Genomic DNA, 15,127 nt, shown 5'->3' with positions numbered 1-15,127 from the left:
GTATAAAGGGAGTAAGAATGGCTCCCTTTTGTTATGCCTGAGCTTAACTCGTGACACACCTCTGAACTTTTGGTTATCTTGCCTGCTAGAGTGAGTTCACTAAAAAGCATCTACCTTTAGAGGTAGTAGAGCAGGCAGTTTGTATCCCTGAGTAATGACTGAATCATCTTTTGCCATTGAATTTACGCGCTTTTATCTGGCGGCGTTTTTTACCTTTGTTGCGGGCTTCTACACGATCAGAATTATCGTTAAGAAACGCTCCGGTATAAAAGAGGTGGTTTTTCCGGGACCTTACCTTAGTGCCTCTTGGTGGAACCATATGCTGTTCCGTTTCTTTCGGGCAGCGATATGGATGGTTTGTGTTGTTCGTGCGGTTTTCCCTTCGTTAGATGGCTATCTCGGTGTTTGCTCTTTTTTATTCGTTACGCCCTATGTGGTGGCCGGAACCCTTTTGCTTACCTTTGGGTTTGGCTTAGCGGTGACTGTGCATATGAAAATGGGGCGACAGTGGCGTTCAGGCATTGCGCCGCAGGAACCTGAAAACTTAACAACGGATGGTTTGTATCGATACTCACGCAACCCAATGTTTGTGGGCGTGGGGTTAGCTCAAATCGGTTTCTTTTTTGCGTTACCTTCCATCTTTACCGCTGTGTGCCTTGTGGTTGGACTATATGCTTTGCGCAGTCAAACCCTAGAGGAAGAGACGCATCTGCAAGCGCGGTTTAAGCAAGATTATCTGCAATACAAGTCACGCGTACGCCGCTGGGTTTAGCGACTTTCGCCAAGAACACGTGCTCAATCAACGTAATTGATGGGAAACCTGAGATGGAAGTCACTGTTCCACTGTTAGCTGAAAGTACGACCTCTGCCAAAGCACGCGCAAACTCAGCCTCGCAGTCATCGGCTGGGTGTTGTTTTGCGTAGGATTTTGCTCATCGGCACTATGCTGATCGCGATTGGCATCCAAGACATATAGAGATTTTTAAAGAGCAAAAGATGATAACTAGAAAACTCGCAACCATAGCGGCCATTTTGGGCGGTATCGCTGCCGTTGCGATCATGTACATCGCGTTGCAACACAACCCACAGTGCGAATTTGAATGTGACGGTGCTATCGACTGGTCACATTTGCTGATGTACGGAGGCGTCGCTTTTCTGCAGGTGTTTGCCTTTGTTATCTGTCTGGCGCTGTTCGTAAAAGCTATCAAAAATCTCTAGAAGTAAATTTAAGGTTCTGATGTTAAAGCCGCTTGGTTACTAGTGCACTCAAACGATAGCGCCATCCTTCGCTCAACGGAGCTTTTTAATGAAATTTGCTGCTTGCGTTACTTTGGTTTTGGCTTCGTTAACGGCAGGCTGTAACTCCGACTCTCCAGTTCAGTACCAGTACCAACCACCTCAAAAACTTGATGATGGCATCGAAGTTGGAACGCTTCCTCAGATCAATATCGATGAAAAAAGCATTGGCGTTCTGGTGGATGCGATAGCGGAAGGTGACTTTGGCGAGATCCACTCAATGCTGGTACTTGTTGATGGCAAGCTAGTGGTTGAGGAGTACTTTCCCGGACATGATTTTCAATGGGGCAGAGCTGGCTTTCATGGTGCATGGACCGACTGGGACTCTCAGACAAAACACAACGTGCATTCAGTCGGCAAAAGTATAACGGCGGCAACCATTGGCATCGCTATTGAAATGGGGCTTATCAAAAGCACGCAGCAATCAATTTTCGATTACTTACCTAAGCATCAGCACCTCAAAACAGAGGCAAAAGCCAACATAACCATAGAGCACTTGTTGACCATGACATCGGGGTTAGCCTGGGATGAGTGGGGTAGCTCCTATCAAAGCGATCAGAATGATGTAATAAACCTTTGGTTTAAGTGTCCGGATCCCATTGAGTGCATATTGGCAAAGCCCATGGAGAGTTCACCAGGGGAGCGGTTCAATTACAGTGGTGGCAACATCATCCTGCTGGGGGAGATCATCAAACATGCCACTGATATGGATATCGAACAATTTGCCAATACATACTTGTTTAAACCTCTTGGCATCAAAGATGTTGAATGGCTATGGATAGCTGAGACCGATGTAGTTTATGCGGCAGGGGACCAGAAGCTAACGCCACGCGAGATGTTGAAGTTTGGAATGCTGTTTTTAAATGACGGCCAATGGCATGGCCAAAAACTTCTATCTCCAGCCTGGGTCGCGGTAAGTGCCACCCCGTTTGCCGGACCAGATAGTCAATGGAACAACCATATGTTTCACCAACGCCCGCCGGGTGATGCGACTTCGGGGCAACGAGGATACAGCTATGGTTGGTGGACCCATCAGTTTTCCGGGAGTGATAAAGATATCCCGGCTTACTGGGCCTATGGCTGGGGAGGGCAGCGAGTCATGTTGTTTCCTGAACAAAACGCAGTGGTTGTGATGACTGGTGCCAATTACAGCAGCAAAGACTACACGGCGGACGTGATTAACGATCACCTGTTGCCCGCCATGTTGAAGTAGTTGCTTTGCTTTTTTTTTTACTGGCTGATAGAGCCGATTTTACCCGCCTGATAGTTCATCAAGGCTTGTCAGAACTCCCATCAACCAAATACTTATAAAACTATCTGATTTGTCACAGCTTTATCGATGCCAGCATGCGAAAATCTGATGTAATAAATGAATAAGGAAATAACTGTTGTATGAGCAGGATCTACACCCTCATTACCAAGTTTAATCAAGTACTGATTTTTATTGGGGCAATAATCTTTATTTCGTTTCTTTCCTATCAATTTTATAAAGATTTTTCTAGAGAGCGTTATGAGCCACCTAAGGTTAAAGTAGTTGATTCTCTCGAAAGTGAAACCGCTGTTGTTGAACCAATCTATAAACTTGATTTTTTGACTTCTATAAAAGATGTGTATGTTTTTAAATTGAAGTCAAACGTTGTACAAACTTCATCAGAGATAGAAGCTGTTGAGGTGCATCTGTTCGCTGGCGGTGGTGATTATTACGATGCAAGTCCAGTTAATTTAATGTTTGCCAGAGACGATGGCAGCACACGATTTCTATTGGACAAGCACGCGTTTATACAAGATTTTTCGCTAGCGAAAGACACCGACTCTGAGTTTGGTCACAAACAAGCATTGAATCTATATTCAATTGTGCAACAGGATTCAAATGGAGATGGATTTCTGGATAAAAATGATTCAAAGGATTTATATGCATCGAATTATGATGGCTCTGATCTAGTTAGTGGGTTTGATTCCTATGACTTGATAGATGACGATATGATTATGGTGTCTAAACAGGAAGGTGAGGAGAGTTTTTATATATTTAATCTCGCGGACTCAACATCCTTCAAAATTAATACAGACTTACCTTTTTAGTTATTCTTGGTTAATAAGATATATGAAAACTCATGTTTTAGTTGGCGCCCTCTTTTTGTCTACTTTGCTGCTCTCTGGATGTGACTCCCTTTTGAATGACGCAGCAAGTCATGTGGTGAAGTTTGGCTTACTCGAGGAGTGTGGCGAAGAGGACACGGTCTGTATTGAGGCGGTGGAATCTCAGTTTGACGCTTGCCACGAGCAGTTTAAGTCTGACTGGAATGCCTATATGGACGCGGCATACAGTGAAGAAGACGTTCACCTTGAACGATACTCCAAGCAGGTGTTTAACTGCATCGTAGATGCTGATGGTGATGCCATCTTTTTCTATGACCCTCAGGGTTAGCTAACGCGTTACAAATCAAACTCTCCAACAAAGGCTGCATGGTCTGATTCCGGATATTTGCTATCAAAAGTAAATGGCAGGCTTTCATCATGCAGGTTTTCGTTATGGATCTCTGCGCCAAGAAAGCTGGGCAACAAGGACTGCGAGATCAACATATGGTCGAGCAGATTGGGCTGACCATGATGCAGGTGACTGAAGCGGTTCGATTCGGCGATATGATTGCTGCATGACACCAACATGCGGTGGCGCAGGTTAGGGTTGTTGGTGTTTTCAACCCGACCGGCGATAGCTTCAACCGGTACCTCGCCAGGCTCGGCGTTAAAATCGCCGCACACTACGATTTGGGCATCGGGCTGCGCATCGAAGATCTGATCTAACAATACCCGCGTCTCCAATGCCTGACCCACACGTTTAATCGACGATAGAAAGTAGCCCTCTGCCCATCCCGCAGCGCTATGCCAGCTAAAGCCGTTTTTTTGGCCTTCGACATTTGAGGCGAGACGAGATTTCAGGTGCAGATTGATGACATGGAGCTTGCTGCCATCGGGGAGGTGCAGTTTGGCGTGAAGGATAGGGCGTTCCCAGCTTAGGTCTTTTGCATCAGCGTCAGGCGGATTAGAAGTGACTTTGCGGTAGGCAAGCTTGGCGATATGGTCGTTGCGATACTGATACGCCGCTTCAATTTCATACTCTGACAATATCACCAGATTACGTTTGTCATAGGGTGTGCCCTGGGTTTTTGTTACTGCTCGGTGGTAAGTTTGATAGCGAGTACCTTCTACGACGGCGTCGAGTGCGGAGAGTATTCGGTCGGGGTCATTGCTGGTGTGATTATCAGTTTCCTGGCCGTGCACTTCTTGCAGGCAAACAACTTCGGCATCCATTCGTTCAAACGCTGCGCGCAGAATGGGCACGCGCTTGTTCAGAGTGGGGTTGTTTTCGTCGGCGCTGCTATCCAGGTTCTCGACGTTAAATGTGGCAATTCGCATGACGGCGTCCTTGTGTCAGAGTCTTGAGAAATACTCCAACTATAGATGCCATATTCCATATCCATATGAATAATTGATTTCCTTAAGGTGCTTAACAGCATTCCTGTTCGATTTGATAAAGCAGGGCAGTGGCCAGTTCGTCACCACAGTCTTCAAAATACTCATAGAGTGGGTTAGTTTGATTGCCGATAAAATGCAAATTATCCCGGCCCATTTTTTGTTGTTCGACTCGCTTTTGGGTGAAGTAATCACGCCATTGCTGTGCGCCGGTTTGACGGGAAATATTGTGTTCAAGTTTGGCAATCAACTCATCGGCCATGGCATCACATTCGATACCACAGAATGAGATATAGCGGTCGGGTGCTGTTTGCTCGCTCACAGGGGCTCCGCAGGTTTTCATAGGGTTTTTAGTAAAGAAAAGGAGTGAGGGCTACCCTGACAGCCCTCACTCAAGGTTTAACTAAACCAACTCACTTTCAAGCTGTGCTAACCAGGTCGCGACACGATCTGAGGTAAGGTCGCTCTGGTTATCATTGTCTATCACCAGCCCAACAAAACGGCCGTCTTCATCCAGTGCGCCAGATTCCTCGAAGGTGTAACCGTCTGCCGGCCAGCTACCAACGATCTCTGCGCCTGCGTCGGCAATGGCGTCGTAAAGTTCGCCCAGGCCGTCAACAAACTCATTGGGATAGTTGATTTGATCACCCAAGCCATAGAGCGCGACCTTTTTGCCAGACAGGTCCATCTCTTCAAGGGTGGGCATAAACTCTTCCCAGCTCTCTGCCTGACAGTCACAGGAGAGGCCCGGCAACTGTCCTTCACCCAGTGTTGGGGTGCCCAGGATCAGAAAATCGTATGCAAGCAGTGTATCCGCTTCGACTCGGTTGATATTGAGGGGCTTGTCCGCTTTATCTTCGCCAAGCGCCTTGTGGATCATTTTGGCAACTTTGCGTGTTGTGCCAGTGTCGGTTCCAAAGAAAATTCCTATGTTAGCCATGGTGTTACTCCTAAATAGCCGCCGTAAATGAAAGGGCGTTTGATGCCGTTAGTAGAAGTAATTGCAATTAGGTTGCCAGTGATAAACATATAAAAAATACTGTTAAAACAATGGGTAACGAGCGAGATTTGTTTTGTGTGAGATTGGTTATCTATGTACAGATGGAACAATGTCGCAGATCCGACAATCGAAAACCGCGACATTGTATGGGTTAGAGATCTTTAACTAACAATTAATCGTCGTCATCCTCATCTTCGTCATCAGGCACCCAAGTCGTAGGGCGATAAATCTCTACGCGGTCGCCCTCTACAAGACGCGTTTCAAGGGTGACAACTTTGCCGAAGATGCCCACTTTTTGCTGGTCCAGCTGGATATCAGGAAACAGGTCCTGAATACCTGAGCGGTTAATGGCGCTGATCACTGTGGCGTATTCGGGCAGTTCCAGGTCGATCCAGAACTGCTGCTCTGGTAATGCGTAAGCAACACTGATTTGCATGGTCAATCCTCCTTACTTGCCTTCGGCCACGGCGATACAGTTGGCTGCGCCAGCTTGCTTGCGCTCAGCCACACGCTCTAACAGTCGTTTAACCGCGAGCATTGCGCCCAGTACCAGGAATCCTCCAGGCGGTAGAATAAGTAACAGCACACCGCGGTAATCCGGAATGATCTGCATTTCCAGGAACGCGAAGTTTTCACCCAGCAACAGGCTGGCGTTGGCGAAAAGGGTACCTGAGCCAATTAATTCGCGGATGCCGCCCATAAACACCAACACCCAGGTAAAGCCAAGCCCCATCGCCAGGCCATCTGCGGCGGCGGGGAGCAGGCTGTTTTTGCTGGCAAACGATTCAACCCGGCCTAGGATGGCACAGTTGGTAACGATCAATGGAATGAACAGGCCCAACACTTTATGTAGCGGATGAAGCCAGGCATTGAGGGCTAGGTCGGTAATCGTAACTAGCGTTGCGATCATCAGAATATTGACCGGAATACGTACGGCACGACTGATAAATGGTGTGAAAAAGCTAGAAAGCAGATTGGCGGAGATCATCACAGCCATCGATGCCAAGCCAAGGCCAAGGCCATTGGTTGCAGATGTGGTTACCGCCAGCAGGGGACAGAGCGCAAGACTCTGGGCCATGACCACATTGTTGCCCCAAAGGCCATCGCGAAAGATCTGTTTGTAGTTGCTCATGATGATGCCTCCTGAAGAGTCGGAACCGTGCGTTCGGCAGGCTGAGTGGGCGTTATGGGCGCTGTTGTGAGCGTTTCTTGAGGCTCAGGTTTCGCCAGTGCCTGAATGGCTTCGCTAAGGTCCTGCAATGACTTGTGTACACTGGTGACAATGGCGCGGGGGGTAATGGTAGCGCCACTGAACTGGTCAAAACTGCCACCATCTTTTTTCACTGCCCAATCTGGCGCCGACGTATTGTCGAGTGAATGGCCGTCGAACGAACGGATCCAATCACTTTTGGCAACTTCGATCTTGTCACCCAGGCCGGGCGTTTCGGAATGACTGAGCACGCGAACACCTATCAGTGAGCCATCAATGGCAACACCGATAATCAGTCGTATAGGCCCGGCATAACCCGGCGCTTCGGTTTCCAACACATACCCGGTGATCACGCCTGGTTCGGCTTCTGCAGTAAAGATCTGGTACTGCTGGCCCTGTACACTGAGTTGCTGCCTGGTACTTAAAATATCGTTTTTATAGAGTGTGGGTGGCATTACCTGGGCTAAGCCCGCCAATTGGTCTTCCTGGGCACGCATAGCGATCGCCGGGGAAGTCACTAAGTTGGTCAGCAACAGAAAAAGTGTGGCGATTCCCGTCGATGTGGCAAGCAGGAACACCTGATAGCCTAGTTTGTCCCTCAGTTTTTCTACGCAGGGGAACAGATTGGCGATGAGCGTAGACATATCTTTTGCAGGCATGAGCAGCTCCTAAGCATTCAGTTGCGTGCGGCTACCAAAGATGGTTGGACGCAGGTAGTGATCGATCAGTGGCGTGGTCGCATTCATGATCAATACGGCAAACGCCACACCCTCTGGATAGGAGCCAAAACAGCGGATCAGCCAAATCAGCAAGCCGCAGCCGATGCCAAATACCAGCTGTCCCTTGACGCTGGCCGGTGACGTCACCATGTCAGTCGCAATAAAGAATGCAGCCAACATCACGCCTCCTGATGCTAAATGGGTGCTCGCCGATAAGAACTGCTCAGGATTGATCTGGTGACTAATCGCTGCGGGTACGGCAACGCCAGCTAGGAGGGCAAAAGGAATAGGCCAAGTGATCACACGGCGCCAAAGCATAAACAGGCCACCGAGCGCCACCAGTAGAGCGCTTGTTTCACCCAGGCTACCGGCATGTTGTCCGAAAAACAGGCCATTCATGTGCCAATCAGACTGCCATTCATGACCGCTGTGAAAGGCAAGGGGGGTAGCTGCACTCACGCCATCGTAGTTTTGGCCAAGCCAGGCGGCTGAAAACTGTAAGCCATCTGCGCCCATCGCTGGCAGGCTCGGGTCAAGCCAGAGTGTCAGCTCTACCGGGAAGCAGATAAGCAACATCACCCGAGCCAGCATGGCGGGGTTAAACAGGTTTTGTCCTAATCCGCCGTAAGCTTGTTTACCTACCGCAATGGCAAAGGTTGAGCCAAGCACTGCGACCCACCACGGAACGGAAGGTGGCAAGCTCATAGCAAGCAGCCAACCGGTCAGAAGTGCCGAACCATCCAGAGCGCCCCGCCAGAAGCGTTTTTGTGCCAGCAGACAAAGTGCTTCAACAAACACCGCTGTCACAGTACAGAACAACCAGACTTTGACGGCGCTAAGGCCGAACAGGGCAAATCCGTAAAGTGTCGCAGGGATAAGTGCGGCGACTACCCAAAACATAAGGTGGGTCGTGCTATTGCCCGAATGGCTATGAGGTGCCGATACCGGTGAAAACTGGACCATTATGCTTCTCCCTCGGTGGATGCTTTACTGCGACGTGCAGCGGGACGTTTACGGCGTGACGACTTGGCGGCCTTGGCTGCCGCTTTTGCTGCTTTTTTGGCTTCGGCCTCTTTGGCTAAACGCAGTTGACGCGCTTCGGTGAGCTGGCGTGCCTGTCCGGACTTTCTTGTCATGGCTCGCTGGGCATTGAGTGCGCCGCGGGCATGCTGGAAGTACTGGACCAAAGGTATGCTTGAAGGGCAAACGTAACTGCAGGCTCCGCACAACAGGCAGTGTTCAAGACCAAACGACTTAGCCCCGTCGAAGTCTGAGGCTTTGCTGTGTGACGCCATCTGGAATGGCATTAACCCCATAGGGCAGGCGTTAACGCAGCGCCCACATCTCACGCAATCATGGGTTTGTTCGGTTCGCACTTCATCTTGCGAAAGCGCCAGTATGCCGCCCATGCTTTTATCGACAGATACAAACGGGGAGGGAATTGTCTGGCCCATCATGGGGCCGCCAGCGACGATGCGAGCCGCTTCCATTTTCAGACCGCCACACGCGGCTATGATCTGGCTTATCTGCGTGCCCAACGGCACCACCAGATTAGCGGGCTTTTCGACCGCGCCACCCGAGACTGTGATGACACGTTCAATCAGCGGACGTTGGTAACGAACCGCATGAAACACAGCACGCGCGGTAGCAACGTTATGCACCAGAATGCCCAGCGTGGTACTTAATTGCCCGGGTGGTACCGATTGACCTGTCACGGCCTTGATCAGATGACGCTCTGAGCCCATGGGATACAGACTGGGTACGGTTTGAACCTTAATCTCTTCTGATTCAGAAGAGGCTCTTTCGATCGCCTGCAACGCTTCCGGCTTGTTGTCTTCTACGGCGATGATCGCTTGCGCCGCCCCAATCGCCCGGCACATCAATCGCACACCACTGACAATCTCTGCCGCATTCTCCCGCATCAGTCGATCGTCACAGGTCAGGTAGGGTTCGCATTCGCCACCATTAATAAGCAGCGTGTGAACCCCTTTCTGGTTGGCTAATCGCAGCTTGATCCCGGTTGGAAAGCCTGCGCCACCGAGACCAACAATGCCCGCTGCAAGCACGCGTCGAACGATTGTTTCTGGACTCAGTTCAAACGGGTTGCTGGGCTCATGTTTTACTCCCCAACGCGGATTGCCGTTGTTTTCGATAACTAAGGTTGCGCCCTTGATTCCCGAGGGGTGTGGTGTGATATAGGGGGCGATCTCAATCACTTCACCATTTACCGGCGAGTGAAGTGGCACACTCATATCACTTGGGCCTTTTGCAACCAGCTGGCCTTTATAAACGTGTTGGCCCACTTTCACTATGGGTGTCAGTACCGAGCCGTTACGTTGCTGAAGCGTTAAATAAACACGTTTCGGACTCACCAGTGTGGATATCGGTGTTTCCTGAGATAGCTCTTTGTAGCCTGTCGGGTGAATACCGCCGTTAAAAGGCTGCCCGGAAAAAAGTTTTGATAATGACTTCGTCAAAGAATTCATAGGGCGCTCCTTAGGCTACGTTGGGCTTTGGCCATTGCCAGGTATGAGGCGCATCAGCCACCGGGCGCATTTCCAGGCAGTTTTGCGGACAGGCTTTTTCACAGAGTCGACAACCGGTGCAAACGTCACTGATAACTGTATGCATCTGCTTCGTCGCCCCGACGATGGCGTCGAATGGACACGCTTTAAAACAGCGGGTGCAGCCAGAACACTGGGACTCTTCGATATAAGCAACCCACTGGGTGTCATCACCGGTTTCACCCAGCTCTACACCAAGCAGAGATGCAATACCTGAAGCCAGGCTGTTACCGCCGGGAGGGCAGCAGGTGGGAGGCAACTGACCTGCGACCATCGCCTCGGCAGCCTGACGACAGCCTGGCTCACCGCACTGTCCGCACTGACCGCCGGGTAACATCGCTTCCAGTTCATCGACACGAGGATCGCTTTCGACTTTAAATGCTCGGGATGCCCAGCCCAGCATGCCGCCCAATGCAGCACCAAGACCGATAAAGCAGAGCAGGGCTAACAGAAAGTTAAGTAAACTCATGGCGAGTGCTCCCTGTGTCACGCTTGCAAATCGCGTGGGTAAATAGATAAGTGGGGAATAGGTTCATATCTGTCGCCTATCGACCGGCGTTTTTATGCGCAGTCATCAGCCATTGGGAACGAGCCCGGCAAACCCCATAAAGGCCATCGACAGCAGACCCGCGGTAATAAATGCGATAGGCGCACCTTCAAACGTGGCCGGAATGCTGGCCAGCTTCAGCCGCTGCCTTAGCCCGGCAAACAGCACGATAACCAAGGTGAAACCAAGTGCTGAGCCAAAGCCATACACCAGGGTTTGGGCAAATGACATCTCCTGCTGCACCACCAGAAGTGCAACCCCTAACACAGCGCAATTGGTTGTGATAAGCGGTAGGAAAATCCCGAGTGACTGGTACAGCGAAGGGCTCGCCTTCTGTATATACAACTCGGTGAACTGAACCACCGCAGCGATGACCAGAATAAATGCGAGGATGCGCATTACGCCAAGCTCCAAAGGAACAAGCACGGTGCGTTCGATAATCCAGGCGGCGACAGCAGCAAGACAAAGTACAAAGGTTGTGGCTAACCCCATGCCCAGCGCACTGTCGATTTTGTTGGACACGCCCATGAAAGGACACAGACCTAAGAATTTGGCTAAGACCACGTTATTCACTAACGCGGTGCCCACTAAAAGCAGCAGATAATCACCCATCGCTCGCTCCTGAATCGAAAAAGTGTCCCTAGAGTCACTGCATGGCATGTGCCATTGGGCGGGGTGTTTTAGAAAATGATGCAGATTTGCGCATAGAAGCCCCTAATTAGTGCGATCTGGCGGGGCGTCACACAAAACGCGATTAGTCGAATTGGTACTAAAGCCAACAAAGCATTCGAATAGTTTTTGTTAATTTGTCGTAAATCAAACAAAGAGGGGTTACTGCCAGCCCCCACAGGGTGGGCCTGCTTGTTAGGAACGCTGATTGCACTTTGCTTCTGTGTCGAGCAATGGGGATACAAAGACCTCCATTGCACCAATTGTTTGCGTGCATATGCGCAACGCGTCTGAAGCGGAGGCCTTCATGAGTAAACTGGCAGAGCAAACCCTGGCATTTACAGCACCATCACAGATTGCTGCAGGGCTTGGGGTTGAGGGGCTGGTGGGGATACAACAGTTTATCCAGGCAGTGGAACAGGCACCGCTGGCGATATCGATAACCGACCTCAAGGCCAATATTCTTTATGTGAATCCCTGGTTTTGTCAGACCACGGGCTATCACGGCGAGGAGCTGCAGGGACGTAATCATTCCATTTTAAGTTTTCGCACCACGCCGGTTGAAGTGTATGAAGGACTTTGGAAACAGCTCAAACTGGGTAAGTGTTGGCAGGGGCGCCTGATTAATCGTCGCAAGAATGGTCAACGCTATCTGGCTGATGTCACCGTGTCTCCGTTGGCCAATGACGAAGGGGAGATAACCCATTACCTGGGGATCCACCGGGACGTGACTGACACCCACGAACTCAACACCAAGTTGATCAATCAAAAAGCGCTGGTGGAAGCGGTGCTAAATGCTACGCCGGTTGCTATCGCGCTGTTGGACAGCAACCACAACGTAGTACTGGATAATCTGGCGTACAAGGCGTTGTCGGCTGAGATGGCCAACGAGCCCGCCAAGCAATTTATCAAGAAGCTACAGCAAGACCTCGGAGACAGTGCCGTTGAGCAGCTATGCAGTCGTCAGTTGGCGGAAGGCCATGGCCTGAGTCTTGAGTTACACCAGACTCGTGGAGAGCGTTGGTTCTACTGCAAGATCTCAAGTTTTGCCGCTACTGATAGTCATGTTGATGGCTACTTCACGCCTTCAGCCAGTAACTACCTGGTGTTGACGATCAGCGAACACACCAAAGAGAAGCGCCACCAGGAGCAGCAGCGTGTCGCTGAACTCCAGCGAATGACCGCTGAGTCCGAGATGATACATGTGATGCAGGAAACGCTTCATGCAGCCATCCATCAGATGCAGGGGCCGATCAATATGATTGATGCAGCGGTCAATGTGTTGGCGAACCGTTCAGGTAAATGTCCTGGTTTGGAAGCGATGGAGCTGGCGTTAAAGTCGGGAGCTGACGCGGTAGAACAGATGCAGCAGGCACTACCTGAACGGCCGCAGGAAGCGCTCCAGCCAGTCAATGTCAATCAGTTGATCCACGATGTGTCATCACTGACAACCCATCGATTGTTGAAAGCCTCCATTCCCATGCAGTTGCAGCTTACTGCGACACTGCCGTCGGTAAACGGTCAGCCAAGCCGTTTGCGGGTGGCGGTTAAACAGTTAATCGACAATGCCATCGATGCCATTGAGTTTGGCAAAACGGAGCATCGTGAATTGGCCATTCAAACCTTTCTGGATGAAGACCATGTGGTGGTGGCGATTGATGATAGTGGGCCGGGGATCCCAGAGAAACAGAAGATTAAGGTGTTCCAACCTTTCTTCAGTACCAAACCTGTTGCTTCAAATGGCGCTCGCGGTATCGGCTTGAGCATAGTGCAGCAGGTGATGAATGAGCATTGTGCCAGTTTGCGATTTGAGCGCAGCCCACTTGGTGGCTGCCGCGCCTTGATCAGTTTACCTCGTCGGAACGGTGAAAGGAGTTAATCATGGATACGTTAGTCACTCGACCGGAACGAATCGCAGAGAAGCATCTCTCTGCGCTGTATAAAGTCAGTAGCGTGCTTGGTAACAGCCTCGACTACACCCAAACCATTGCCCGCGTGCTGCAACTGCTTCACACCGACGCTGCTCTAAGCAACGGCATGCTATGTCTGTTGGATGACAACAAAGAGATGCTGGTGATCGACAGCGTGCATTCAACGGAACCGCTTTCCAATCATCAAACCTCGCAGATCAAGTATCGAGCAGGTGAAGGGGTGATCGGCAGCGTGCTTTCTCAAGGCCAGCCAATTGTTTTGCCCTTGGTATCCGAAGATCTGAGGTTTGCAGACAAGCTGGCACTTTACGCGCTCGACAAACCTTTTGTGGCGGTTCCGCTAAAGAGCAGAGACGGTGCGGTTATCGGTGTTTTAGCAGCACAACCTGAGTTTCCTAATACTGAACTGTTGGAGCATTTCACCCGCCTGATTGAAATGGTGGCAACCCTCATTGCTAAGAGTGTTCTGCTTGCGCGAAATGTAGAGGAACAGAAAGACACCCTAGTGGCTGAGCGTGACCGGTTACGCCGGAAAGTTCGCGGCAACTATAGCTTCGACAATATGGTCGGCCATACCCGTGTGATGCGGAAGATCTTTGAGCAGGTACGGCTAGTGTCCAAGTGGGATAGCACTGTGTTGGTTCGAGGGGAGTCAGGTACAGGTAAAGAGCTGATCGCCAACGCCATCCACTACAACAGTCCAAGGGCAAACGGGCCGTTTGTAAAACTCAACTGCGCGGCATTGCCGGATAACCTGCTTGAATCTGAACTGTTTGGCCATGAAAAAGGCGCCTTTACCGGTGCGATTAAACAGCGCAAAGGCCGTTTTGAGCAGGCGGACGGCGGAACCCTGTTCCTGGATGAGGTGGGAGAGATCTCAGCGGCGTTCCAGGCCAAGTTACTCCGGGTGTTGCAGGAAGGGGAATTTGAGCGGGTTGGCGGTTCGCAGACATTGAATGTCGATGTACGGATTGTCGCTGCAACCAACCGTAACCTTGAAGAGGAGGTGAGAGCAGAGCGGTTCCGTGAAGACCTCTATTACCGTCTCAACGTCATGCCTATTTATCCACCTCCGATGCGAGAACGGATTGAGGATCTGCCCGAGCTGGTCACGTTTCTTCTGGAGAAACTCAGCAAACAGCAGGCCCGTCCTCTCTCCATTACTGATGGTGCGATCCGGAACATGATGAACTACGACTGGCCCGGCAACGTGCGTGAGCTTGAGAACATGTTGGAGCGTGCCTCGATCATGAGTGAAGACGGTATTATCGATAAAGATCTGATTATGTTGGGAGATCTGGGTGGCACTGAAGTGCTCAGATCGCCCACGACCACTGCGAAAACAGCGTTGCAGGATCCTGATATGGATGAGCGTGAGCGAGTGGTGGCCGCGTTGGAGCAGGCAGGGTGGGTACAGGCAAAAGCCGCCAGGTTGCTTGATATGACACCCCGTCAGATCGCGTATCGGATTCAAACCATGAATATTCGTATGAGGCAGTTGTAACCTAAATAAATGTGACCTGTGTCGGATACCTGACAATGATGTTCATTGTCAGGTATCTACACAACCTTCTCTTTGTAACCCATTGAATTTAAATGAGATAAATCTGGCTAGGAGATTGCAGTTAAGTATTAGAACCAGATAGGTAAAGTTTTGAATTCAATAGGTATCCGCCAGTGCACCGTGTTTTTCTTCTCACGCACTGGCCAGTGAAACCGG

At 50.4% G+C, this 15,127-nt stretch carries 17 protein-coding genes; 7 read left to right on the top strand and 10 right to left on the bottom strand.

Annotated features, from left to right (window positions below):
• The first annotated feature begins 154 nt into the window (after positions 1 to 154).
• The 5 genes from ABEA14_RS04620 (at position 155) to ABEA14_RS04600 (ending at position 3,721) form a co-directional block, all read left to right on the top strand.
• Positions 155 to 772: a methyltransferase family protein gene (locus tag ABEA14_RS04620; RefSeq protein ID WP_345338698.1), complete on the top strand. Its 618-nt coding sequence runs from the start codon at positions 155 to 157 to the stop codon at positions 770 to 772.
• Positions 773 to 996: 224 nt separating this feature from the next.
• The gene (locus tag ABEA14_RS04615) at positions 997 to 1,218 is read left to right on the top strand and encodes a hypothetical protein (protein ID WP_345338697.1); all 222 of its coding nucleotides are present in this window, start codon (positions 997 to 999) and stop codon (positions 1,216 to 1,218) included.
• 88 nt (positions 1,219 to 1,306) lie between these two features.
• Positions 1,307 to 2,509 carry a serine hydrolase domain-containing protein gene (locus tag ABEA14_RS04610; protein WP_345338696.1) on the top strand — a complete coding sequence of 401 codons (1,203 nt, stop codon included), beginning with the start codon at positions 1,307 to 1,309 and terminating at the stop codon, positions 2,507 to 2,509.
• A gap of 179 nt (positions 2,510 to 2,688) precedes the next feature.
• On the top strand, positions 2,689 to 3,375 hold the full coding sequence (locus tag ABEA14_RS04605; protein ID WP_345338695.1) for a hypothetical protein: 687 nt from the start codon (positions 2,689 to 2,691) through the stop codon (positions 3,373 to 3,375).
• Positions 3,376 to 3,466: 91 nt separating this feature from the next.
• Positions 3,467 to 3,721: a hypothetical protein gene (locus ABEA14_RS04600; protein ID WP_345338694.1), complete on the top strand. Its 255-nt coding sequence runs from the start codon at positions 3,467 to 3,469 to the stop codon at positions 3,719 to 3,721.
• Positions 3,722 to 3,729: 8 nt separating this feature from the next.
• Here ABEA14_RS04600 and ABEA14_RS04595 read toward each other — a convergent pair whose 3' ends face one another.
• From ABEA14_RS04595 to rsxA, 10 genes are all read right to left on the bottom strand, one after another.
• Complete coding sequence (locus tag ABEA14_RS04595) at positions 3,730 to 4,710, bottom strand: endonuclease/exonuclease/phosphatase family protein (protein WP_345338693.1); 981 nt, start codon at positions 4,708 to 4,710, stop codon at positions 3,730 to 3,732.
• Between the two features lie 91 nt (positions 4,711 to 4,801).
• Complete coding sequence (cowN, locus tag ABEA14_RS04590) at positions 4,802 to 5,089, bottom strand: N(2)-fixation sustaining protein CowN (protein ID WP_345338692.1); 288 nt, start codon at positions 5,087 to 5,089, stop codon at positions 4,802 to 4,804.
• A gap of 81 nt (positions 5,090 to 5,170) precedes the next feature.
• Positions 5,171 to 5,707: a flavodoxin gene (locus ABEA14_RS04585; protein WP_345338691.1), complete on the bottom strand. Its 537-nt coding sequence runs from the start codon at positions 5,705 to 5,707 to the stop codon at positions 5,171 to 5,173.
• Positions 5,708 to 5,939: 232 nt separating this feature from the next.
• Positions 5,940 to 6,203 (bottom strand): RnfH family protein, encoded by a 264-nt coding sequence (locus tag ABEA14_RS04580; RefSeq protein ID WP_345338690.1) that lies wholly within the window; start codon positions 6,201 to 6,203, stop codon positions 5,940 to 5,942.
• Between the two features lie 12 nt (positions 6,204 to 6,215).
• Positions 6,216 to 6,899: an electron transport complex subunit E gene (locus ABEA14_RS04575; RefSeq protein ID WP_345338689.1), complete on the bottom strand. Its 684-nt coding sequence runs from the start codon at positions 6,897 to 6,899 to the stop codon at positions 6,216 to 6,218.
• Positions 6,896 to 7,636 (bottom strand): electron transport complex subunit RsxG, encoded by a 741-nt coding sequence (gene rsxG, locus ABEA14_RS04570; protein ID WP_345338688.1) that lies wholly within the window; start codon positions 7,634 to 7,636, stop codon positions 6,896 to 6,898. Before rsxG ends, ABEA14_RS04575 begins: the two co-directional genes overlap by 4 nt.
• A 9-nt stretch (positions 7,637 to 7,645) precedes the next feature.
• Entirely contained in the window at positions 7,646 to 8,659 is a 1,014-nt protein-coding gene (locus ABEA14_RS04565) for an RnfABCDGE type electron transport complex subunit D (protein WP_345338687.1), read from the bottom strand.
• Positions 8,659 to 10,182 carry an electron transport complex subunit RsxC gene (rsxC, locus tag ABEA14_RS04560; protein WP_345338686.1) on the bottom strand — a complete coding sequence of 508 codons (1,524 nt, stop codon included), beginning with the start codon at positions 10,180 to 10,182 and terminating at the stop codon, positions 8,659 to 8,661. The genes ABEA14_RS04565 and rsxC overlap by 1 nt, the downstream gene beginning before the upstream one ends.
• A 10-nt stretch (positions 10,183 to 10,192) precedes the next feature.
• Positions 10,193 to 10,729, bottom strand: coding sequence for an RnfABCDGE type electron transport complex subunit B (locus tag ABEA14_RS04555; protein WP_345338685.1), 537 nt, complete (start codon positions 10,727 to 10,729; stop codon positions 10,193 to 10,195).
• 105 nt (positions 10,730 to 10,834) lie between these two features.
• Positions 10,835 to 11,419, bottom strand: a complete 585-nt coding sequence (gene rsxA / locus ABEA14_RS04550) for an electron transport complex subunit RsxA (protein WP_345338684.1) — start codon at positions 11,417 to 11,419, stop codon at positions 10,835 to 10,837.
• Positions 11,420 to 11,783: 364 nt separating this feature from the next.
• Between rsxA and nifL the strand changes: the two genes are divergently transcribed.
• Both nifL and nifA read left to right on the top strand, forming a co-directional pair.
• Complete coding sequence (gene nifL, locus ABEA14_RS04545; RefSeq protein ID WP_345338683.1) at positions 11,784 to 13,355, top strand: nitrogen fixation negative regulator NifL; 1,572 nt, start codon at positions 11,784 to 11,786, stop codon at positions 13,353 to 13,355.
• Positions 13,356 to 13,357: 2 nt separating this feature from the next.
• Complete coding sequence (gene nifA, locus ABEA14_RS04540; protein ID WP_345338682.1) at positions 13,358 to 14,911, top strand: nif-specific transcriptional activator NifA; 1,554 nt, start codon at positions 13,358 to 13,360, stop codon at positions 14,909 to 14,911.
• Positions 14,912 to 15,127: the final 216 nt, after the last annotated feature.

Source organism: Corallincola platygyrae, assembly GCF_039544265.1.
In the GTDB taxonomy this organism is placed as follows: Bacteria; Pseudomonadota; Gammaproteobacteria; order Enterobacterales; family Neiellaceae; genus Corallincola; species Corallincola platygyrae.
The sequence above is the reverse complement of the archived record's forward strand: the minus strand, read 5'-3'. Positions and strand labels throughout refer to the sequence as shown.